The organism is Dyella sp. CR10 (assembly GCF_055814425.1).
The window spans coordinates 2,024,028-2,044,335 of sequence record NZ_CP185986.1 but is presented as its reverse complement, the minus strand read 5'-3'; the positions used below and the strand labels follow the sequence as shown (position 1 = coordinate 2,044,335).

Below are 20,308 nucleotides of genomic sequence, written 5' to 3'. Positions count from 1 at the left end.
AGGGCACCTTCTCGTGCGAAGAGTCAAGGGGCTAGCGAGTTCATGCCACACACAGGAGCTTGCCCATGATTACCGAAGGTCTACGTTTGGAAGTCGGCAGTCTGGGAAGTAGGGGCCTGAAAGGCTGCCCCTACGAAGTTGACCTATCGCATGTCGTTGGCCGGCGATCAGGCCAGACGATACTGTGCAAGCGTCCAAAGAGAGTGGCCCTGTTCTGCTCGGCGAATCGTTCGTTTATGGGAGCCAATCGATGTGCCAGAACAATAATTCCGGCCGTCACCATAAGTTGGCCGCAGTGGCTTTTGCTGCCGCCATCGCTCTTTTCGGTATGACGGTCCCGGCCCAAACGGAGTCGGCCCCGCTCGTTATGACGCCTACGTCCAGGTTTACTGCAGGTATGCCAGAACCGCTCAACGCGTTGAAGCGCATTCACGCCGGAGCACTGGACGTGGCCTACGCAGAGTTTGGCCCCGCTGATGGCCCGGTGGTCCTGCTTCTACACGGCTGGCCTTACGACATCCATGCCTATGCCGAGGTCGCACCAGCGCTTGCCGCCAAAGGCTATCGGGTGCTTCTCCCATACGCACGAGGCTTCGGGGCGACTCGCTTCCTTTCCGCCTCGACGCTGCGAAACGCGGAGCCTGCTGCACTCGCCAGGGACGTCATTGATTTCATGGATGCGCTCGAGATTCATCGCGCTGTGCTTGGCGGGTTCGACTGGGGTGCACGCTCGGCCGACATCGTCGCTGCCTTGTGGCCCCAGCGGGTGAAGGCGTTGGTATCAGTCAGCGGCTACCTTATTGGGAGTCAGGAAGCTGGCAGGCAGTCGTTGCCACCGAAGAAGGAATACCTATGGTGGTATCAGTTCTATTTCGCCACCGAGCGTGGGCGTCAGGGATATGAGAAGTACACACATGAGTTCGCGAGGCTGATCTGGCAGCTCGCTTCGCCGCAGTGGCACTTCAACGACGCGACTTTTGATCGCAGCGCTGCTGCGCTGGATAACCCGGATCAGGTCCCCATTGCGGTTCACAACTATCGCTGGCGACTGGGCTTGGCTGAGGGCGAGCCGGAGTACGCCGCCCTGGAAGATCGTCTGGCTGGATTCCCCTCGATCGCCGTGCCAGCCATCACCATGGAGGGCGATGCTAACGGCGCACCGCATCCCGAAGCCGACGCATATCGCAAGTTCTTCACCGGGAAATACGAGTATCGCCTGATCACCGGCGGCGTCGGTCACAACTTGCCACAGGAGGCGCCGCAGGCGTTCGTTCAGGCCATTATCGATGCGGATCATCTCTGACGTCAGCGTAAGGGAGGCAATCCCATGCAGTCAGATAACCCAATCCTGGTGCTCGCCGGCTGCATCGCCACGACGATCAGTGTCGGCCGGGACTCATTGTCAATTTTTGAGGAGAGTTATATGAAGAAACTATTCGCCAGCTTGGTCATGGTTGCGGCCATGCTCGCCGGAACAAGCGCTCTTGCGCAGGCGAAAAAGCCCTGTATCGTGCTGGTGCATGGAGCGTTCGCTGATGCATCGAGCTGGGCAGATGTGATCAGAATTCTTCACAGGGACGGCTATTCCGTCATTGCTGCGGCCAATCCGTTGCGTGGCGTGAAAAGCGACGGCCAATACGTTGGCAGCCTGGTGGGTAGCCTCAAGGAGTCGGTGGTACTGGTTGGGCACTCTTACGGTGGTAGCGTCATTACCGAAGCGGCTAACGATCACCCGAACGTTAAGGCGCTGGTGTACGTCTCCGCTTTTGCGCCGACGACGGGCGAAAGTGCTGGGGATCTGGCCAACCGGTTCCCAGGCAGTACGCTGGGGACGACGCTTGCGCCGCCGGTGACGCTTGCGGATGGGGGCAAGGATCTCTACATCCGGCAGGAAAAGTTCCACGCGCAGTTTGCGGCCGATGTGCCGGCTGCCCAGGCGGCCTTTATGGCGGCCACTCAGCGTCCGATCGCGGAAGCCGCGCTCAATGAGAAGAGCGGCAAGGCCGCGTGGCAGTCCGTTCCCTCCTGGCATATCTACGGCTCCGCAGATAAGAACATTCCTCCGGAGGCCATGGCTTTCATGGCGAAACGCGCCAACGCAAGGGACGTCAAGGTGGTCAAAGGCGCGTCTCACGTCGTCATGGTGTCGCATGCCGAAGAAGTTGCGCGCTTGATCGAGGCGGCGGCGAAATAGGGCGTTGGCTTTCGCGGCTAGACGATGCTGACGGGCTGACCGATGCGGCGGTTCATCGGCACCGTGAACAAACGCCCTATGCCACGGCAAATGCACCATCGACACCCCGCCTTGAATGGTGGGGCGGTTTAGGGTGCGGCGATACAGGCCTAGGCGGCGCTTCGCGACAAGAGGCCGTCTTGCCTACCACTGAGAAGGAGCGTTGTGCTATGTCTGGCAAGATCCCCGCTAGAGACAAATGTCCCGTCACACATCTCACTACGGATTTTGGAGCGCCGGTCGCTGACAACCAGAACTCGCTGACCGCTGGCCCTCGCGGGCCGCTGCTAGCTCAAGATGTCTGGCTCAACGAGAAGCTGGCGAACTTCGTTCGAGAGGTCATTCCTGAGCGGCGCATGCATGCCAAGGGATCCGGCGCATTTGGCGTCTTCACCGTGACCAAAGACATCTCTCGATACACGCGCGCGAAAATATTCTCGGAAATCGGCAAGAAGACTGAGATGTTTGCCCGCTTCACGACGGTTGCGGGCGAGCGTGGCGCAGCAGATGCAGAACGCGACATTCGTGGCTTCGCATTGAAATTTTATACCGAGCAAGGCAACTGGGACCTGGTCGGCAATAACACGCCGGTCTTCTTTCTGCGCGACCCGAGAAAATTCCCCGATCTCAACAAGGCAGTGAAAAGGGACCCGAGAACTAATATGCGGAGCGCCACCAACAATTGGGACTTCTGGACCCTTTTGCCTGAGGCGTTTCATCAAGTCACCATCGTCATGTCGGACCGGGGAATCCCCAAAAGCTATCGGCACATGCATGGCTTCGGAAGCCACGCCTATAGTTTCTACAATGAGTCTGGCGAGCGCTTCTGGGTGAAATTTCACTTCAAGACCCAACAAGGCATCGAAAATCTTACCGACGCAGAAGCGAGTGCGCTCGTCGGTGGGGACAGGGAGAGTCATCAGCGCGATCTGTACGATGCGATCGAGCGCGGCGACTTCCCGAAGTGGACGCTTTACGTGCAAATCATGCCCGAGGCCGATGCCGAGAAGTATCGGTTCCATCCTTTTGATCTCACCAAGGTCTGGTACAAAGAAGACTATCCCCTTGTCGAAGTGGGCGAGTTTGAGCTGAACCGAAACCCTGAGAACTTCTTTCAGGATGTTGAGCAATCGGCCTTCTCGCCATCCAATGTGGTACCAGGCATCGGATTTTCGCCAGACAAGATGCTTCAGGCTCGGCTGTTCAATTATGCCGATGCACAACGCTATCGGTTAGGCGTCAACTACAACCAGATTCCAGTCAATGCCGCGCGGTGTCCAGTATTCAGCAACCATCGAGACGGCTACGGCCGCATTGATGGAAATTACGGCGGGCTTCCTCATTACCAGCCAAACAGCTTCGGCCAATGGGTTGAGCAACCCGAGTTTAGAGAGCCGCCTTTGAAGATTCACGGGTATGCGGACTTTTGGAACTATCGAGAGGATGACAGTGACTACTTTACGCAGCCTCGCAAGCTGTTCCAGCTGATGACTGTCGGCCAGCAGCAGGTGTTGTTTGATAACACGGCGCGTGCGCTTGGTGATGCTCCAGATTTCATCAAGCAGCGCCATGTCGACAACTGTTTCCGCTGTGATCCTGCCTATGGTGCAGGCGTTGCCAAAGCACTCAACATGTCGGTGTCGACCAAGGTACCGGAATCCCCAGAGCTTGCGGAGAACATTTGAGGTAGAAATCGCCATCATTAGCGCACGGCGTGACTTGGGTTTTCTCCTGCTTTTGCTTGACTTGAGCTGCCGTCGCCGCCGCGTGACGGGTAGACGAAGATGTGCATCGCTGACCATGACGTTCTACGACAAGGCAGGTATCTGCCTCACCTCGGCAGCCAATGACAAGCGCACGTTAATGGCCATAGCTGGCCGCAGCAGGGAATTTTATTGATCCAGCTCAAAACGTATCGCAGTAGACACGAGGATGCTCGCTGAAAACGGCAGCGCAGAGGTTGGGGGCGACATGCCTATCGAACTGAGCCAGGCAGATGTTGACGCCTTGCTCGACATTGAATGCGGCCGACTCAAGAGGGTCGAGGCCAAGATTGCCGGAAGGCTGGTAATGCTTGGCTACCTCGCTCCAGTGGATGTAGGCCTGATGCATATCGCCCATACGAGTACTCAGGCGCATGGTCGGCCCATATATCTAGTGCTTACGGCGAGCGCGAAACGCTTATTGATATCCGTTCGTGAAGGCTCATACCCACGCTGGATAGTCGAATGACGCAAAGCGAAGGACTAAGGTTAGGCGCCGCTTCATTTTGGGGTACGTGGGCTAGCCGCTAAAGCTCGAATCTGCGATCTCGCCAAGTTCGATGGCTATCCCGCCAACGTGCCTCATCAGGCAATCCGCCGGCTATTCGTAGGGGAATGGCTTACCGTACGCTCCTTTTTTTGGCTGGGGCCACTAGCGAACCAATGAAGGCTCTCGTAGCGAAAGTGATCAGCGCCACAATCATTGGGGGCGCCTTCGTCTGTTATCAGGAATACGACGTTAAGCGCATTATCGAGGATGTCCCGCGTGCGGTGAGGATCGCTAAGGAGGATTCCGAGACGATGTTCTTTACGGTGCCTTCGACCCCTGGTCAGCCTCTCGAGATAGAGATGAAGTCACTGCCATCGTCGGACACTACGCTTCAACGCGCGATGGCTCTTGGGGCCGACGAAGTTTGTGTAAATGGCGAGACAGTGCGCATAAACCATAATTTCGACGTTGCGCACGAGTATCATGACAGTAAGCCAGTGAAGTGTTTCGAGCGCTCCAAGCTTCCTTGAGCGGGCCTGAGGCGTTGGCGCTTTTGGCAAAAGTGCTCCGGCGCTTGACCAGCAACGGAAAGTCCTTGGCTTGATCAATTCAATCCGTAGAAGAGGTGGCATGGAAGAAATAGGTAAACGCGCCTTGGTCCTCCATGGGGGCGGGGCGGCCGGCAATGCGTGGGAGATTGGTATCGTCGCTGGCCTTCTCAATGGTGGATTGGATGCGACTAAGGCTGAATTGATCGTCGGGACTTCAGCTGGAGCAACCACGGCTGCACAGATCATCAGTATGAGCCCGACCGAATTGTTTTTCGCCATACAATCCGACGCGCCCCTGCAACGAACCGAAACACCCTTGCAGCGGACAAGTCCGGATAGTCCCGAGAGTCGGCGCGCTCCCATCGGGTTGGTGCCAAGCTATTGGGAGATAACGAACGGAATCATCGCCTCGGCGGAAAGTGCGGCCGAAATGCGCCGCAAAATGGGTGCTGCTGCGCTTGAAGTACATGCGGCGTCAGATGACATTGAGCGAACCCGCTGGCGCGAGGTCGTCGCCGCTCGATTGCCCAGTCAGCACTGGCCGGAACAATCGTTGCTCATCACGGCGGTCGATGCCCATACCGGAGAGCCGGCCGTGTTCGACCGTCGTAGCGGGGTCGAGCTCGTAGACGCGATCGCCGCCAGCACTTCGAACGGTTTTGGCTTCCCTCCCTACCGCATTGGCGATAAGCGATACATCGACGGCGGCTATCGGCGAAACGAGAATGCGGACCTAGCCGCCGGTTACGCCCGGGTGCTAGTACTGTCTCCCTTTGGCGGAAGGACACGGCATCCACTGGAGTGGGGCATGCAACTTGCCACACAGATTGATGAACTCCGCGCAAGTGGAAGCAGAGTCGAGACGATCTTCCCGGACGGCGACGCGCTCAGTGCCTTCGGTGCCAACATGATGGATCTGTCGGCGCGAAAACCTGCCGCTCTTGCCGGTTACAACCACGGCAAAGCGCTAGCAAATGAGCTTATGGAGTTCTGGCGGTAGCACTTGAAGTCCGCTTCCGATCCGGGGCGGACCATTAAAGGGGAGCGCCATGGTCGATCATGGCCGCAATGGTGACTCGAATGGTGAGACCTCTGCTGTGATGGGGCATGCAGACAACATCTTCGTTGTCGTAGTTCTCGTGTCGATTGCCCTGATGGTGGCAGATGTCTATACGCCCCAGCTGCATGGTCCCAGGCCATTCCAAATGCCAGGAGGTCTAATGGTCTATATTTTTTACTAAGGCTGGACGTTCCCACGAGAGAAAGATCGATGTTCACCATCCAGCAAATCGACGATATCCACACGCAACTCGGTAGCGCGAAGACGCTCGTGGAGTATGTGCGAGCGCTGCAGGTACTTGGCGTCGAGTACTACGATTCCTACCTGGTCGATGGTCATTCGGAATATTTCGGCCGGGACGGCTACAAGCTGGCGTCCCCGCCGGTACATGATCCGTTGATCATCGCAGATGTTGTCGAACAAGAGGCATTTCTACGCCACCTGCGGCAACATGAACTCGGCCGGACCAAGTACTTGGAAATGTCCCAGGGGCTGGCCGAGGCCGGCGTGGAGAAGTGGACCATCCATACCGGCAATCTGACCATGACGTTCTACGACAAGGCAGGTACGCCGCTATTGATAAAACAGATTCAGGTCATGTGAGCGCTAATGATCAACTGAAGCCGCAGCCATAGCGGACACTCCAGGCGCGCCTGGCGCTGGAGCAACCCTGGCGCTCTGTAGCCCCTGCACATTGACATGAGCCTCACCTTTACGGCTCTCGATTCATAGCCGCCAAAGCCCGAATCTGCGATTTCGCCAAGTTCGATGGCTATCCCGCCAACGTGCTTCATTAGGCAATCTGCCGGCTATTCGGAGGGGGATAGGTTCCCTTAGGCTCCGGTTTTTTGGCAGGACCACGGGCGGGCCAATGAAGGTTTTAATGGCGAAACTGATCGGCGCCGCAATCATCGCGGGTGCCTTCGTCGGCTATCAGGAATATTCCCGTAAGCGCATCATCGAGGATGTCTCACGTGCGGTAGAGCTCGCTAAGGAGACGGGACCGAAGACGACGTTCATTGTGGTACCTGCCTCTGCTCAATCCGTCCAGGCAGAGGCAAAGGCATCGTCATCGTTGTCACCGGACGCTTCGCCTCAACGTGGCGTGGCTCTTGGAGTCGACGAAGTTTGTGTAAATGGCGAGACGGTTCGCGTGCGCCACAATTTTGATGTGATACACGAACTTAGTGGCCCTGAGCCAGTGAAGTGCCTCGATCGCTCTAAGTTTCCTTGATGGGGCCTGCGTCGTTGACGCTTTTGGCAAATCCGGTACGTCCGACGCCCCCGCTTTTGAGCAGCACAGCGATTTGGAGTTCAATCAGCCGATGCCCCCCGTTTTCTTGGCCAACCACCGATAGAGAATCCGGCCGTTTGACCCAGGGCCGGCGGCTGCGCGCCCCTGGAGTGGCGTTGCGCGTTGACTTACCTCCATTCGTAAGCGACGGCTCGAACCAGCTGAGTGCACGCCGGCACGCTAAGCCAAGGGAAGGTTTCATGCAGCACGCGGCTTGCCACCTCAGTCCCCGTGGATCGGTCTTGAGCCTGCCAATGTGCCGCGCTGCAGGCGGCGGTACATAGTCGGCGAACCTCTAGGCGCTCGGAAGAAGAAAGACTCGTATCGGTGAGCACCGTTTCGAGGAACGTCCAAAGCTTCGACCAATGATTGAAGCTCTCGAGGGCGACAAGGATGTTTGATTCAGCCATGACATGGTGGAGCACTAAAGGGAGGGGGCGCCAAGCAGAGATGGTCTGCCCTCAGGCTAACGCCCGCGATCGGCCCGTAGTGGACATATTTCCAACCCCTTCATGCCCTACGGCTTGAACAGAATTGCGTTCATCGTGCGGTCGCGGGTGGCCGCAAGATGCCTGGGATGGCGCCCGAGTTCGAACAAATTCAGCGAGGTGAGTCCGAGGCCTCAGTCATGAACCGGATGGGGAGCCCGGACACTGTGCGGCGCTGCGGCGAGAACCTTTGGTGGGGAAGCGATGCCCATCACCGAGGCAAGAATGACGATTCGCGCGCAACCGAAGTTCGGCACGAGCACCTCTTGAGCGCCCGGGCCGCTGGCTATTCAAAGAAGGATGGAGTCGTGTCGAAATACCATTGCGTGTCGGAGTAGCTTCAAACAGCGGCACGTCCGCCTTCGATCCATGACGGACATGGCCTCGCCAGATCAGTCAATAGACTAATCAGGAGTCAAAATGCCAAGGCGTACTTGCGCGATAGCCGCTCTTTATGTCGCATTGACTCTCAATGTCGGGATGGCTTCGGCCGCCGAACAGCGAGAGGGCAATAGCGTATCCATTGGCAATGGAGCCAGCCAGTTCGCGCTTGACGGCAGGGAGTTCATGTCCGTCAGGGCCTTGCGCGAGAACTTCAATGCCCATGACTTCGATGTCGTAACTTTTTATGTGCACGACGCGGGCACATGGAAGCTTGTTCCATTGTTCGGCGACTATGCGAACGAGAAAGAAAGCGAGCACGACGTCATATTGATAAGCGGCGGCGCCGATTGCGTGCTGCACGATTTTCGCCTGCTCCGCGGAACGGCGGGCCAGCCAACCCAAATGGTGGTCGGCGATCGTGAGATCGGGCAAGGCTACGCAGACAGCAGCGTCGTTCACTTTACCTACTACGAACTGGCGAGGAACGACGCTGCCGTCCCGGGGCGACCAGGGCTGTTTTTCAAGAAGAAGCGGTCGATAGTCGCCAAGGCTAATTATTGCGATGTCAATGAGGCATTTGATAAGGAACTGCATCTAGGAACGGGCGAACGTTCCAGCGAGTGAAACCTTGATCGAGAGTCCCGGGAATTAACGGGTCCGCTTTCGACCCGAACCAGACATTGCCCGAAGCGGACTCGGAGCCTCACGCATCCCTCTCTGGAGTTTCTGCGTTCAAACCGTCCGAAGACATGCAATTCACGAAACCAAAGAGGAGTGCATATGAAAAAGTTCATTTTCGTAGCATGGATCCTGGTAGCAGCCAATGCTTTCGCGACCGACTCGTTTGATAGCCGCGTGGCCGCAGCCAAGAGGATGTTGGATACACAGGAAGGCCAGGCCTACAGCAGCGCCGTCTACAGCGCTATTGGCGGTTTCGTGCAAAAAGCAATGGCCGAATGCTTTCCAAAAGGCGTGTCTCGGGACACCAACAACTTCGTGCTTGTGGCGGACATCCAGGCCGATGGCACGGCAACCCGGATCGAGGCCCGTCCGGATACCAAAATGACTGCATGCGTCGGGAACAAGTTCGCGGACGCGCCTTTCCCGGCTTCGCCGCCCCATGCCGACGCCAATGGTTTCCCTTTCGAAATTGCGATGAAGATTACTGATTGATCGAGAGTTGGGCTCAGGGCGTGGCTAGCCCTGGCCGCTAAGGCCGGATCAAGCGTTTGAGCTCACTCAAGTATGCACACGACGATAGTCGCTCGAGCGCCTTGCGACCCTGCGATTACCAGCTAGAGATTTCGGTCGGAATGGCGTGAGCTAAGCGTGGTTGCCAAAGCTTCGCAAACCATGTCGATATCAGGAACTGCAGCGGCACGAGCATCAGATCAGCGCCCTCCAGATCGAACTTCGTCAGGTGCAATCGAGACGATGCTGGCTCAGCTCAAGCCTCGGCAGGAACCGACACAGGGGGCGTTGACGGTATAGCAGCGGGGCGCGTCAACGCTTAACGATCATCCCGCGTGCTATAGCAGGAAAGAGGAGGGGGCTTGCCCCCACTCAATCCCTTTCCTATGGCGCGATGGGAATTCAGGCTGACTGGGCCTATCGCCCCACCTCTTGCATTTCGCTAGCAGAGCCGAACTGTCCTGACTGATAGTCACGAATAGCCTGTTGGATTTCCTCCTCGGTGTTCATCACGAACGGCCCTTGGGATACAACCGGCTCATTCAGCGGGTCGGCGTGACTGAAGATCAGCGATGTGTCAGTCATGGCTTCGATATCCATGACGTCGCCGTCCCCATTAAGCTCAAGCAATTGCCAACGCTCGAACGGCGTGTCACCGATCACGCCTGACCCTTCGACGATGTACAGGAAGACGCTACGGCTGGCCGGCGCAGGTAGGCTCACCTTGGCTCCTGCCTTCAGGTCCACGCTGGTCATGAAGACATCGGTCGGCGGATGAATCGGTCCGGCCACACCGCCGAATTCGCCCGCGACGAGATGCAGCTCGCCCATCCCGTCGGCCAGCGAAACGGTCGGAATCTGCGCGGCCTGGAGGCCGCTGTAACGCGGCTGAGTCATCTTTAGCCCCGACGGTAGGTTGAGCCACATCTGCAGGAGCTCAAGAGGTCCCCCGTCGCGCTTCAGCTCGGCAGGTGCCTGCTCGACGTGGACCAGGCCCGAGCCCGCCGTCATCCACTGAACACCGCCTTCGTTGATAACGCTGAGGTGCCCGCCGGTGTCGCCGTGCGCAAGGCTGCCTTTCCGGATGAAGGTAACCGTCTCGAAACCCCGATGCGGATGTGGCCCAAAGGGCAGACCGCTGTTGCCCGGCGGATAGGTCTGCGGTCCGTGGTGGGCCAGCACCAGGTACGGATCGAGTTGCCTCAGCGTGGCGCTCGGGAGAGGTACTCGAGTGATGAGGTCGCCTATGTCCTGGCGCTTGGCAGCGTGTGTCGCGGCGATCGTGCGACTGTTGGTCATGTGCAGATCCTCTTGGGGCAGTTGCGCTTGGGCCTGTCCGGCCCGCATGCGCTCAGCGCGACGAACGTTGGGGCAGGCCAGAGACTCTATGGGTGGTGAGCCTCCGGCGCGACGATCCGGTTCCGCAGTCCTCCGACCTCTTCGATGGCGCATTCGCAGATGTCGCCAGGCCGCATCCAGAGCTTGGGATCGCGCGCAAACCCTACGCCGGACGGTGTCCCCATCACCACGACATCGCCAACGTCGAGTGTCATTACCTCCGAAAGGATTTCAATCGTCGTCGCGACATCGAAGATCATGTCGCTCGTGTTGGCGTCCTGCACCAGTTTGCCGTTTAGTCGGGTGGTTACCCGCAAGCCCTTCGCGCCCGGCGACAGCTCATCTGGGGTGACGAGCTCCGGCCCGAAGACCCCGGCCACTCTCGGACGCTTGCCTCGGCGAAGACCAGCGACGCATTGCGATACTGAAGCGAGGGTCGCGTCCTGCGTCGCCTGACTAGGTTCTGAAACTCCACTAATAGCGTCTTTGAGCTCATGCGACTCCTCGATGTGCTTGGTAGCAGTGAAATAGGCCTGCAACGCGATGCGGCACGCATCCTTGGTCGAGAAGAAGCGGCATGCGGAAGGAGGGGCGCTTTATCTGACATCACTCGGGATCAAGCACATCCAGCCGTTCGCGCAGGTTGTACTCAAGCTCCTGGATCAGCTCGTGTACCCATCGCGATTTCCCGCCACTGCTTAACTTGTCGCCACGGCACTTGTCCCACGCATAGGCGTAGGCCTCGACGACCATCTGCGCAACCTCCATCTCGGAGATGCCAAGCACAGCATGTGCCTTCTCATCACTGCTGCCGCCCATCATCCAATCTCCCTGTTCGGTTTGTGCGTTCATTGGTGTTCCGGTTTTTTCGTGAGGATGAGCGAGCCGCGCTCGTAGACGACCTGCCAAAGGGTAGGGATGCGCTCACCGGCACGCAAATCAACCATGCCGCCGGAGACACGCAGGTAGTTTGGATAGCCTTTGGACGCCCAGCGATCACGATAGGCCAGCCATTCGCGATGTTGCTTGGAATCCTCGATCATGCTCTCAAGGTGCACGTCAAAGGCACCCCTTTGATGGTGCTGGATATCGACGAGGGCTATCGTCAGCCCTGGGCGGCAATTCCTGGCCCGTCTGCAACCTCGAGGTAATGGTCGATTCTCAGCGGCCTGCCCGATATTGCATTAAGTGCTCCACTTAAGTTATCTGATGCGTAGTGTCATCGAATGCTTCGGTGACACCGCGCAGCCAAGTACCCTTTGGGTACCGATCCGCTACTGCACCTGGGGACGACTATAGGCAATCCCAAGATTGGCATGCACACCGTCATCTTGCGATTCCAGTGCCCACTCCACCCGAGTTACGATGATTGGATCGGGCAATTGACTGAGTTGCGCAGGGCCGAACCATGGATAGATAGGGCCCTTACCATCGCCATAATCCACCGGGGCTTGGGCGGCAACGCATGACACGAGCTTGTAAAGGTCAAAGCTGTAGTAACCCCCGGATCCTACGCTTGTCAGCGACATGGTCGGCAGACTCAGACCGCAACGACTATTGGCCACTGTGGTGCCAATGAAGGCAGACATGGCGCCGGGATAGTATGAGGAATCCTTTATCGGCCAGTTCCACGAGATGCCGGGATAGAACACAGCAGGCTCTGGAGAGATGTTTAGGCAATCAAGATCGACAAAAAGGAAGCGATCAATGTTGTCTTGAAAGCCTCCAAGCGTCAGCAGCAACCGCGCGCAACCTACGGCGGCCGCATTGTTGTTGGCGGCCGCGTTCGCGTAGAACGAAAGTTGGGGTCGATACGTCCCCGCCTTGTCCATCAAGGCGATCGGCTTGCCATTGCCATGCCGCGAATTGGCCCCAAAGGATTGATAGGGGAGACAGCCGCCCGCAATGCCTCCTCGCGTCGCATACGTCAAGCCGATACTGTTGTACGTATTACCAAAGGGATCGCTGACGGGCTGAATGCCCATGTAGGCCCCGGGCGCCCGGAACGTTGGCACCATTGGCAGACTCTGATCTGGCGGACCGGACGCGCAACTTGGGTTGTTCGACACGTTATAAGGCTCGTCATTCCACGCCAGTTGCCAGAAGTGTCCACCCGCTATGTATCCAGGCGAGCTGTACCAGTTGGAACTGGGATAACTGATGTTGGGTGACTTGCATGGCCGCTGCGTTTGGTCCGTAGCATTCGCAAACAGGCATGGCCCGTATGTCGGGGCATTCGTATTGGTTGCATAGTCGCTGCGCCAAGTGGCCACACCGGCATAGGGGTCCCAAAGACCATAGCCGTGATTGGACGGCGTGGTAATGTCGACCGTATCGATAAAGGCTGTGGCATCACCAGACGAAACGGTGCCTTGGATCGTCACGGTCATTGAGCTTGGACAGCCTCCCGTACCGCAAGGCGCCGAAAGTTTTACCGCATACGTGTTGTAGCGGTCGCTCGGCGGAGTGATCGCATTGGCAGTGATCGCTCCATTCCGGCCGCCGAGAACAATGGGTTGCACGATGCCATTGACGAGTACTTGGATAGACTGAGCAGAACCGAAGTTCACTCGTTGCGTGGCGTTGAAGGTGAGGATTGCATTGCTGGAGTAGGGGACTTGCTGTGAAATCAGCCCCTGATTCTGCAGGAAAGCCACTTGCTGACCTAAAGGGACCTCAGGAGCCCCACTGGTAAAGCCGCTATTGGTCGATGAGATGCCAGCACCACCACTCCCATTGGATCCAAAGACCCAAGAGGAGCCGGCGGGAGAGTAGGCAAAGCTCCCTGCCGACAATGCGGGCTGTTCAAAACTCCCATTCGTGACAACGCCATCTGCCCAGGCCGATGTCGATAACAGCAGCCAGAGTAGGGCGATAGAAAGGGATAAAGCCATTCGCGCGGGCATAAGCACACTCCTTTGCGGTGACGCGTTGGCAAAGCGAAAAGGCACCCACCACGAGCGGACGGGTTCCGCATAGGGAATCCCTGTTGAGTGGACGATGGGGCTGCCCCTTCGTGGCGTGTTATCACTGATCCTGTGAAAGTCAGGAGAAATTCGAAGACACGGCCATCCGGGCGTTGAATATGGCGACCAGATCGATGTCCAACTCGATCACTCCGACTCAATCAAATCGGGGCACATTCCACCTCGCATCTTTGTCGACGAAGTTGCGCCCCGATCGCGCTAACTGAAGAGTTCGCTCAAGCGGAAGCAGATGCTGAGGCATCGCAATTAGCCCGTGTTATCGGGGCAAGGAAAGGGGCGCTGTCGCCTCAATTCGGTGACGCGCGCGTTTAGGCCTCACGACCGTTTCTTGGTGAGCGCGATGCCGCTGTGCTCGCCATGATCCAGAGAACGATCACGTCGGTCCATCGGCCGCGGGGTCGATTGGCTCGGCTGACGCCTCCAGCAACCGGCTGGCTCGACTGTTAAGCGGGTGGCCGGCCTGGAAGTAACCCAGTACCGTGCTGACACCGCGGTGTTCGGTCATTGCCATCACCTCGCCGAGCGGCACGCCGTGTCGGCCCGCCTCGGTGACGAAGCCCGAGCGCAGGCTGTGCGCGGCCCAATCGCCATGAAGGCCGGCGAGCCGGGCGCGCCGCTGCACCATGCGCGCGACAGCATCGCCGGTGAGCGCGGTGGTGCCGACGGTGCCGCCGCGATGCAGGCGGCGGAACAACGGACCGGTCGTCGCCGGCGCTGCCGCGAGCCAGGCCGCCAGTGCGTGCGCCGCTTCGCCGCGCAACGGCTTTTCCCGGCGAACGCCGGTCGTGTTGGTCTTGGTGGCGCCCACCGTCACCAGCCAGGTATCGGCATCGAGCGGGCGGATGTCCGTGACCGCCAGTCCTGTCACTTCTGAACGTCGCCGGCCGCCACTGCTCCACGCCACCAGCAGCAAGGCGCGGTCACGCACGCCGCGCAACCCGTCGGTGCACGTGGCGAGCAAGGCCTGCAGCGGCTCGACGGTCATCGCCGTTTTGGAATGCACCCGCACCCCGTGGCGGACCTGCGCTTTGCGCGCCTGCTGCAATAGGCGCTTCACCGCCGCCGTGTCGGTCGGCGCCTCCCAGTCGCGTACGCGATGCCAGCTAGCCAACACCGCCAGGCGATGCGTGACCGTATTGAAGGCCAATGGGCCCGGACGATGCTTGACGCTGGCCGTAACCAGGGCGGCATCCAAGGCCAGTGGCAACGTATGCACCCAGTCGCCGTCGTCCGTCGGGCGGGCCACGTGATCGAGGATGAACTGCACGACCACCGCTGGGGGCAGCGGAGCGTGGCCGAACGCGTGACCGTAACGGCCCTGCAGCCAGCCGGCCCAGTACGCGAGGGCGCTGCGGTAACTGCGCACGGTGTTGGCCGCGGTGCCGGCGGCGACGAACGCCGCGGCCGCCGCCTGACTGGCCGCATCCAGCGTCGCCAGATCCAGAGGCTCGGCCATCGCATGGCGCGCTAGGGGCGTATGATTCATTCCGTACACCGTAATAAAAAGACCGTTTGTTCGAACTAAGGTCGGATAAACTGCCATTATCAGACCTAATCGACGCAAGGGGCAGGGCATGGCTAGCGGAGTGCCGGAAACTGACGTCTTCCAGGCTGCGGACGCGGTCCTGGCGCGGGGTGAACGCCCCACCGTGGAGCGTGTGCGCGTCGAGCTCGGTCGTGGCAGTCCGGCACGGGTGGGGCAGTTACTCGAGCAGTGGTGGGAACAGCTCGCGCAGCGCCTGAAGGGTCATGCCTTGTTGCCAGAGCTGCCGGGTGAGGTGGCACAGACCTTCGCCGAGGCCTGGCGTGTGGCACTCACCCACGCCAGTACGGCCGTCCAAGCGGCGCTCACCGAACGACAGAACGCGTTGTTTGCAGAGCAGGCTTCGCTAACCCAGGAGCGCAAGCTCTGGGAGATCGCGCTCGCCGAAGCCCGAGTCGATATTGCTGAGGGCGCAAGCAAGCTCACTCAGACCGAACTGCAACTCACGGCACGCCAAAGCCTGGTCGACCAACTCACGACCCAGATCACCGATATGCGGCAACAGCGCGATCAGCTGCAGGGGCAGCTCGCCCACCGACAATCGGAGCTCGATGCGTTGCGGGCGGAGCACGTGGCACTGCAGGCGCACATCCGCACGGCGGAAGACCGCGCACATCAACAGGTCGATCAGGCGCGCCAGGAAATCAAAGTGCTAGGACAGCAGCAGGAGCGGACGCGCCGCGAGCACACCAAACAGGTTGCCGCGCTGACAGCGGAGCGGGACGCCTGGCAGGCTGCCGCGCGGTCGGCCGAGCAGGCCGCCGCCCATCAAGCCGGACGTGTCGCGGCCTTGGAGGCGACTGCCAAGCAATGGCGGCGTGCACAAGCCGCGGGCCCAAAGCGAGCGGCGCGCAAAGCGCCCGCCAAGTCACGACGCTCACAGAAGAAGATTTCGTCCTGAGCGGAGGCGCCTCGCGACCATCGGGCGAGGTAGAATTAGAGTGAAACCTCAAGATATGGGGTCAGTCTCATGTTTTGAGACAATATATTGTGGCTAGCGGTCCCCCGAGGGGATTGCCAAAGTATTAACACGTCATTAAACTGTGAACTAGTGCGCATAAAAAACGCCTCGCACTGGGCGAGGCGTTTAGTGAAGCGGCGAACACGGGAGGTGCTGCGACCCAAAATCTGAAGAAGTCCAAGTAGGACTGCTCACAAAATCTGGTCTGCGGTGACCTACCGCGATGCGTCTTGGCAGACGGGAAAGTATAGGCTGAAAAACCTACTTTCGTAAAGCATCTACGTGGGTCTTCCGCAGTCCGGCCTCACGCCCCTCTGATTCGTTCTCGGGTCCTGGTGGTGTGTTGTTGAGCAGCCTTGGTTAGCTGATTTTTCAACGACTGAAAAGGCAGTAGCTATGACTGGTAAGAAGACCATCACTCAAAACCGCAGTGCGATCACCGGACGCTATGTCACGCCGGCGTACGTGAAGACGCACAAGTCAACCACGGTCACCGAACATGTCGTTCGCAAGCCGTCGAAGCCGCGCGGCAAATGAGTCACGCAAGGGGTAGCCGTTTTGGCTGCCCCTTTTTCGTTCGTAGATTGCAGAAGGAAGTTGAAACCCATGAGTGCTCTCCCGAAATCCCCTCTCACGATCAGTAAGCCACGTCTCTCAGCGCGTAGTGCCGCGAAGTTCGTCCGCCTGCCTGCAGTCGAACAGATGCGGTTGCTGCATGACCAGAAGTACCCGAAGCAAACTCCGCAGGTCTTTAAGCAGCCGTACTACGCGCCACCGATCAATGGCATTCGCGATTTCCTCGATCGCGGACTCCCTGGGCTCGTGGACGCTCGCGCAAAGATTCAGAGCCTGAAGATCCCAAGCCGCCGCGACCACTGTAATCGGGTGCTCAATCAGTTCATTGAATCGGAGCACGCGCATAGAGGGCTCCGGCCAACGACCATGCTTCGTTGCTATGCAAACCTGAGTGACCTGGAATTGCGGCTATCGCCGGACCTGTGTGCGATGGACGGGCAAGAGGAGCGCATCATCTACTTCAATGCCAACGCCGCCGAGCAGGATCCCGAAGCCGCGAAGATGACGCTGGAGATCGCCCACTGGCTGCTGGAGCAGAACGGGATCGATATCGCGCCCCGTCAGATCGAGTTCATCGATCTTTTCTCGGGGAAGCTCTACACGATCAAGCGGCGCAGGGAAAAGACCATTAAGCTCCTGGATGAGAATGCGAGGCTTATTCAAAGCCTGTGGCCGTCCATTGACCCTTAAGCGGTAAGGATCGCTGCGCCATCCCCATGTCGCTGGCGCAGCGATCGCTTTGGTATTGCATTCGCAGGGGCGCGGACACCCGTTTTGCGTTGCCGCCCCAAGAGCACTCCATCAGCTCCGTTAGCGGGCACGACAAACGGGCCTCATTTCCAATAAAACACACCTGTTCATTTTTTTACCTGCGTGCCGATACAGATCGAAACATTGCCCTGTGGTTAGCGCTCGCGAAAGTCCGCAGCCCCTTTTACTACTCTTAACGCAACGGATTTGCCATGCCCATACATCTTGGATCCTTAAGCATCCATATTGCCCAGACGTCCGTATTCAGCGTCTATCGCAACTCGGTGATCCTCAAAGAGAACAATTGGGATGATTTCGGTTTCAAGACCACGTTTGCCGTAACGATCGTTGACGACCAGGGCGAGCTGCACGAGCTTGGTGACGTCAAGATTGGGCGCGCAGGCCTGACCGGCGGATGGGTATCTCAGGTGCTTTCGCCCATTCTCCAAGTCGACGCCACGCGGATTCCCGACGACTGTTTTTCATTGGGCCAGGACCCTGAGTACTACTCTAAGACCGTGGAGCTGTTAGGGGTCGAAGGCGCTCGCTCGCTCCTCGCGCTGATGAGGGATGTGGCTGCAGACGCATCGCTTTTTCGGCAAGTCGCGAACGAAAAGTCACTAAGCACATCGCTCATGCGATATGTAAGCCTCTCTGTGATCGAGGCGCAGTATCGCCGAATTCTTAGTGGTGGCGTCATGCTCACTGAATTCGATTTCGTGTTTAAGCGCGACGAATCACCGGAAAGCGCCGGAGTTGAGCTCAGCTTCAAAGTTGACCCGCTGTCGCAGCCGCCAACCAACATTCATGTATTGATCGGGCGTAACGGGGTGGGGAAGACCACGCTTCTTAACGGCATGATAAGAGCATCCGTACAAGCCACTGACGGCGCTGAAAGCACATCCACAGAGCACTTCCTCACTCGCTCAGCATTTCAACTTTTTGAGATCGATGACACTTATTTCAGCAGTGTCGTATCGATCTCTTTCAGCGCGTTTGATCCATTCGTTCCGCCCCGAGTGGCGAATGATCGAGCAAGGGGACCCAGCTATCTCTACATTGGCCTGAAAACCGATAGCGGCGACACATTGAAATCCTTGACAGATCTTCGTCAGGAACTCTCCGCGAGTGTCGCAATCTGCCTGGGGCAGTCCGCTCGGAAGAGACGATGGCTCTCCGCCATACAGATGCTGGAATCAGACCCAAATTTTGAGGAAATGAACCTATCGGAACTCGGTTCGTTGGAGCCGTCGCACGTTCAACAGGCAGCGTGGCGCGCGGCTGAAAAGATGAGTTCAGGGCACGCCATCGTCTTGCTTTCAATTTCTCGCCTGGTGGAAGCCGTTGAAGAGAAGACTCTTGTCATTATCGATGAGCCAGAGAGCCACTTACACCCACCACTACTCTCTGCATTCATTAGGGCGCTTTCGGAGCTACTGACCGAACGCAATGGAGTTGCCATCGTGGCCAGTCATTCGCCAGTTGTTCTCCAAGAAGTGCCTCGCTCTTGCGTATGGAAGCTATGGCGCATGCGGCGAACAACTAGCGTAACTCGCCCCGAGGCGGAGACTTTCGGCGAGAACGTCGGCGTACTAACCCGCGAAGTCTTCGGCCTAGAGGTGGCGAAGTCTGGCTTTCATGCACTTTTGGAGCATGCGTCGAAGAATGCACAAACCCTTGAGGAGGCGGCTGGCGAATTCGGCAATCAGATCGGACTAGAGGGGCGACTGATCCTTCGCGCCCTCATGGCCCAAAAAGATCACTCGGGAGTTGGCTCGCCATGAGGCGCATGAGTAAGCCACCCCTAGTTGCATCGGATGTGTTTGACAGCTGTGTTGCCACGGTTGGCGACGCCGCCTCGCGCACTCGCCTACAGGCGATTGCCCCCACGACAACGCGGGCGGCTGCGCACTACGAGCAACTCGCAGTAAACCAAGGCCTGTACTGCATCCCTCATCAAGCATACCAGCCGCACGATGTTGTTACTGGGGCAGTGACCCGCAAGGATTTTAACGACCTCTACGAACTTCAGATGGTGGTGAAGTCAAAACCGTCTCGGCGGTACTACGACGAGTTGATCGCGCGGGCTCCTGCAAAGAAGTGTCCATACTGCGGATTTGGTCAGGCACGAACGCTCGATCACTATCTTCCCAAGGCAAAATTTCCATCCTATTCCGTGCTGCCAGAGAACCTGGTCCCCGCCTGCAGAGACTGTCAGTCCTGCAAGTCAGCAAAGGTTGCCGTCGCGGCAGGGGAGCAAACCTTACATCCTTACTTCGATCCAAACTTCTTCTTCACGGAGCGCTGGCTACATGCCAGGGTGGTGGCGGAGGCTGAGCCATCTATCGAGTTTTTCGTAGCCTGCCCGGAAGGATGGGCGGCTGACGCGATATCACGAGTGCAGAACCATTTTGATGCCTATGAGCTCGGAAGTAGGTACGCGATCGAGGCAGGGGAGGAGCTCACCAATATCGGCGCGATGCTTTCCGTCCACACCCAAAAGGATGTGGCATCGATCAAAGCGGAGCTCCACGCTCAAGCCCTCGTAGAGCAATCGCTGTTTCCTAACTCCTGGAAGACGGCGCTGTATGAGGCACTTAGCGTGAATGATTGGTATTGCAGCGGAGGGTTTCGTGTTTGACGGGCATCGTCCGCGTGCCATTTGAGTTTTGAAGGCAAGGCCCAAAGCGGTGTTTCAA

20 protein-coding genes are annotated in these 20,308 nt (G+C 58.3%); 13 read left to right on the top strand and 7 right to left on the bottom strand.

The genetic code is table 11. The features are described from left to right. Positions 1 to 397 precede the first annotated feature (397 nt). From ACNR9O_RS09125 to ACNR9O_RS09115, 3 genes are all read left to right on the top strand, one after another. Entirely contained in the window at positions 398 to 1,303 is a 906-nt protein-coding gene (locus ACNR9O_RS09125) for an alpha/beta hydrolase (RefSeq protein ID WP_473681334.1), read from the top strand. 24 nt (positions 1,304 to 1,327) lie between these two features. Beyond that, a complete protein-coding gene (locus ACNR9O_RS09120) occupies positions 1,328 to 2,194 on the top strand; it encodes an alpha/beta fold hydrolase (RefSeq protein ID WP_473681336.1) in 867 nt (288 codons plus the stop codon). A 209-nt stretch (positions 2,195 to 2,403) separates the two neighbouring features. Further along, complete coding sequence (locus tag ACNR9O_RS09115; protein WP_473681338.1) at positions 2,404 to 3,918, top strand: catalase; 1,515 nt, start codon at positions 2,404 to 2,406, stop codon at positions 3,916 to 3,918. Between the two features lie 220 nt (positions 3,919 to 4,138). On the opposite strand, the gene ACNR9O_RS09110 is transcribed toward ACNR9O_RS09115, so the two are convergent. Continuing rightward, entirely contained in the window at positions 4,139 to 4,372 is a 234-nt protein-coding gene (locus ACNR9O_RS09110) for a hypothetical protein (protein WP_473681340.1), read from the bottom strand. A 714-nt stretch (positions 4,373 to 5,086) separates the two neighbouring features. On the opposite strand from ACNR9O_RS09110, the gene ACNR9O_RS09105 reads away from it, so the two are divergent. The 5 genes from ACNR9O_RS09105 (at position 5,087) to ACNR9O_RS09085 (ending at position 9,436) form a co-directional block, all read left to right on the top strand. Beyond that, positions 5,087 to 6,037, top strand: coding sequence for a patatin-like phospholipase family protein (locus tag ACNR9O_RS09105; RefSeq protein WP_473681342.1), 951 nt, complete (start codon positions 5,087 to 5,089; stop codon positions 6,035 to 6,037). A gap of 270 nt (positions 6,038 to 6,307) precedes the next feature. Then, positions 6,308 to 6,700, top strand: a complete 393-nt coding sequence (locus tag ACNR9O_RS09100) for a DUF1398 domain-containing protein (protein WP_473681344.1) — start codon at positions 6,308 to 6,310, stop codon at positions 6,698 to 6,700. Between the two features lie 280 nt (positions 6,701 to 6,980). Then, positions 6,981 to 7,331 (top strand): hypothetical protein, encoded by a 351-nt coding sequence (locus ACNR9O_RS09095; protein WP_473681347.1) that lies wholly within the window; start codon positions 6,981 to 6,983, stop codon positions 7,329 to 7,331. 968 nt (positions 7,332 to 8,299) lie between these two features. Next, the gene (locus ACNR9O_RS09090; protein ID WP_473681349.1) at positions 8,300 to 8,887 is read left to right on the top strand and encodes a carbapenem self-resistance protein CarG family protein; all 588 of its coding nucleotides are present in this window, start codon (positions 8,300 to 8,302) and stop codon (positions 8,885 to 8,887) included. Between the two features lie 156 nt (positions 8,888 to 9,043). Beyond that, positions 9,044 to 9,436, top strand: a complete 393-nt coding sequence (locus ACNR9O_RS09085; RefSeq protein WP_473681351.1) for a hypothetical protein — start codon at positions 9,044 to 9,046, stop codon at positions 9,434 to 9,436. Positions 9,437 to 9,871: 435 nt separating this feature from the next. Here the strand turns inward: ACNR9O_RS09085 and ACNR9O_RS09080 are convergent, their stop codons facing one another. From ACNR9O_RS09080 to ACNR9O_RS09055, 6 genes are all read right to left on the bottom strand, one after another. After that, on the bottom strand, positions 9,872 to 10,753 hold the full coding sequence (locus tag ACNR9O_RS09080; RefSeq protein WP_473681353.1) for a pirin family protein: 882 nt from the start codon (positions 10,751 to 10,753) through the stop codon (positions 9,872 to 9,874). An 86-nt stretch (positions 10,754 to 10,839) separates the two neighbouring features. After that, positions 10,840 to 11,331, bottom strand: a complete 492-nt coding sequence (locus ACNR9O_RS09075) for a fumarylacetoacetate hydrolase family protein (RefSeq protein WP_473681355.1) — start codon at positions 11,329 to 11,331, stop codon at positions 10,840 to 10,842. 67 nt (positions 11,332 to 11,398) lie between these two features. Next, on the bottom strand, positions 11,399 to 11,644 hold the full coding sequence (locus ACNR9O_RS09070) for a hypothetical protein (protein ID WP_473681357.1): 246 nt from the start codon (positions 11,642 to 11,644) through the stop codon (positions 11,399 to 11,401). After that, the gene (locus ACNR9O_RS09065; protein ID WP_473681359.1) at positions 11,641 to 11,835 is read right to left on the bottom strand and encodes a hypothetical protein; all 195 of its coding nucleotides are present in this window, start codon (positions 11,833 to 11,835) and stop codon (positions 11,641 to 11,643) included. Before ACNR9O_RS09065 ends, ACNR9O_RS09070 begins: the two co-directional genes overlap by 4 nt. A 231-nt stretch (positions 11,836 to 12,066) precedes the next feature. Beyond that, a complete protein-coding gene (locus ACNR9O_RS09060; RefSeq protein ID WP_473681361.1) occupies positions 12,067 to 13,698 on the bottom strand; it encodes a hypothetical protein in 1,632 nt (543 codons plus the stop codon). 454 nt (positions 13,699 to 14,152) lie between these two features. Next, positions 14,153 to 15,265, bottom strand: a complete 1,113-nt coding sequence (locus tag ACNR9O_RS09055) for a tyrosine-type recombinase/integrase (RefSeq protein ID WP_473681363.1) — start codon at positions 15,263 to 15,265, stop codon at positions 14,153 to 14,155. 88 nt (positions 15,266 to 15,353) lie between these two features. On the opposite strand from ACNR9O_RS09055, the gene ACNR9O_RS09050 reads away from it, so the two are divergent. From ACNR9O_RS09050 to ACNR9O_RS09030, 5 genes are all read left to right on the top strand, one after another. Beyond that, entirely contained in the window at positions 15,354 to 16,223 is an 870-nt protein-coding gene (locus ACNR9O_RS09050; RefSeq protein WP_473681365.1) for a DNA-binding protein, read from the top strand. 456 nt (positions 16,224 to 16,679) lie between these two features. Further along, positions 16,680 to 16,820 (top strand): hypothetical protein, encoded by a 141-nt coding sequence (locus ACNR9O_RS09045; protein ID WP_165488576.1) that lies wholly within the window; start codon positions 16,680 to 16,682, stop codon positions 16,818 to 16,820. Between the two features lie 69 nt (positions 16,821 to 16,889). Continuing rightward, entirely contained in the window at positions 16,890 to 17,549 is a 660-nt protein-coding gene (locus ACNR9O_RS09040; RefSeq protein WP_473681368.1) for a hypothetical protein, read from the top strand. 272 nt (positions 17,550 to 17,821) lie between these two features. Next, positions 17,822 to 19,393, top strand: a complete 1,572-nt coding sequence (locus ACNR9O_RS09035; RefSeq protein WP_473681370.1) for an AAA family ATPase — start codon at positions 17,822 to 17,824, stop codon at positions 19,391 to 19,393. 5 nt (positions 19,394 to 19,398) lie between these two features. Continuing rightward, positions 19,399 to 20,250, top strand: coding sequence for an HNH endonuclease (locus ACNR9O_RS09030; protein WP_473681372.1), 852 nt, complete (start codon positions 19,399 to 19,401; stop codon positions 20,248 to 20,250). The last annotated feature ends 58 nt before the right edge of the window (positions 20,251 to 20,308 follow it).

What these genes read in the sequence shown, in the direction of transcription:
- ACNR9O_RS09115 (WP_473681338.1), top strand. Translation starts at nt 2,404, where the DNA reads ATGTCTGGCAAGATCCCCGCTAGAGACAAATGTCCCGTCACACATCTC.
- ACNR9O_RS09035 (WP_473681370.1), top strand. Translation starts at nt 17,822, where the DNA reads ATGCCCATACATCTTGGATCCTTAAGCATCCATATTGCCCAGACGTCC.
- ACNR9O_RS09045 (WP_165488576.1), top strand. Translation starts at nt 16,680, where the DNA reads ATGACTGGTAAGAAGACCATCACTCAAAACCGCAGTGCGATCACCGGA.
- ACNR9O_RS09100 (WP_473681344.1), top strand. Translation starts at nt 6,308, where the DNA reads ATGTTCACCATCCAGCAAATCGACGATATCCACACGCAACTCGGTAGC.
- ACNR9O_RS09060 (WP_473681361.1), bottom strand. Translation starts at nt 13,698, where the DNA reads ATGCCCGCGCGAATGGCTTTATCCCTTTCTATCGCCCTACTCTGGCTG.
- ACNR9O_RS09080 (WP_473681353.1), bottom strand. Translation starts at nt 10,753, where the DNA reads ATGACCAACAGTCGCACGATCGCCGCGACACACGCTGCCAAGCGCCAG.
- ACNR9O_RS09110 (WP_473681340.1), bottom strand. Translation starts at nt 4,372, where the DNA reads ATGCGCCTGAGTACTCGTATGGGCGATATGCATCAGGCCTACATCCAC.
- ACNR9O_RS09065 (WP_473681359.1), bottom strand. Translation starts at nt 11,835, where the DNA reads ATGATCGAGGATTCCAAGCAACATCGCGAATGGCTGGCCTATCGTGAT.
- ACNR9O_RS09085 (WP_473681351.1), top strand. Translation starts at nt 9,044, where the DNA reads ATGAAAAAGTTCATTTTCGTAGCATGGATCCTGGTAGCAGCCAATGCT.
- ACNR9O_RS09095 (WP_473681347.1), top strand. Translation starts at nt 6,981, where the DNA reads ATGGCGAAACTGATCGGCGCCGCAATCATCGCGGGTGCCTTCGTCGGC.
- ACNR9O_RS09050 (WP_473681365.1), top strand. Translation starts at nt 15,354, where the DNA reads ATGGCTAGCGGAGTGCCGGAAACTGACGTCTTCCAGGCTGCGGACGCG.
- ACNR9O_RS09030 (WP_473681372.1), top strand. Translation starts at nt 19,399, where the DNA reads ATGAGTAAGCCACCCCTAGTTGCATCGGATGTGTTTGACAGCTGTGTT.
- ACNR9O_RS09125 (WP_473681334.1), top strand. Translation starts at nt 398, where the DNA reads ATGCCAGAACCGCTCAACGCGTTGAAGCGCATTCACGCCGGAGCACTG.
- ACNR9O_RS09055 (WP_473681363.1), bottom strand. Translation starts at nt 15,265, where the DNA reads ATGAATCATACGCCCCTAGCGCGCCATGCGATGGCCGAGCCTCTGGAT.
- ACNR9O_RS09120 (WP_473681336.1), top strand. Translation starts at nt 1,328, where the DNA reads ATGCAGTCAGATAACCCAATCCTGGTGCTCGCCGGCTGCATCGCCACG.
- ACNR9O_RS09070 (WP_473681357.1), bottom strand. Translation starts at nt 11,644, where the DNA reads ATGAACGCACAAACCGAACAGGGAGATTGGATGATGGGCGGCAGCAGT.
- ACNR9O_RS09040 (WP_473681368.1), top strand. Translation starts at nt 16,890, where the DNA reads ATGAGTGCTCTCCCGAAATCCCCTCTCACGATCAGTAAGCCACGTCTC.
- ACNR9O_RS09090 (WP_473681349.1), top strand. Translation starts at nt 8,300, where the DNA reads ATGCCAAGGCGTACTTGCGCGATAGCCGCTCTTTATGTCGCATTGACT.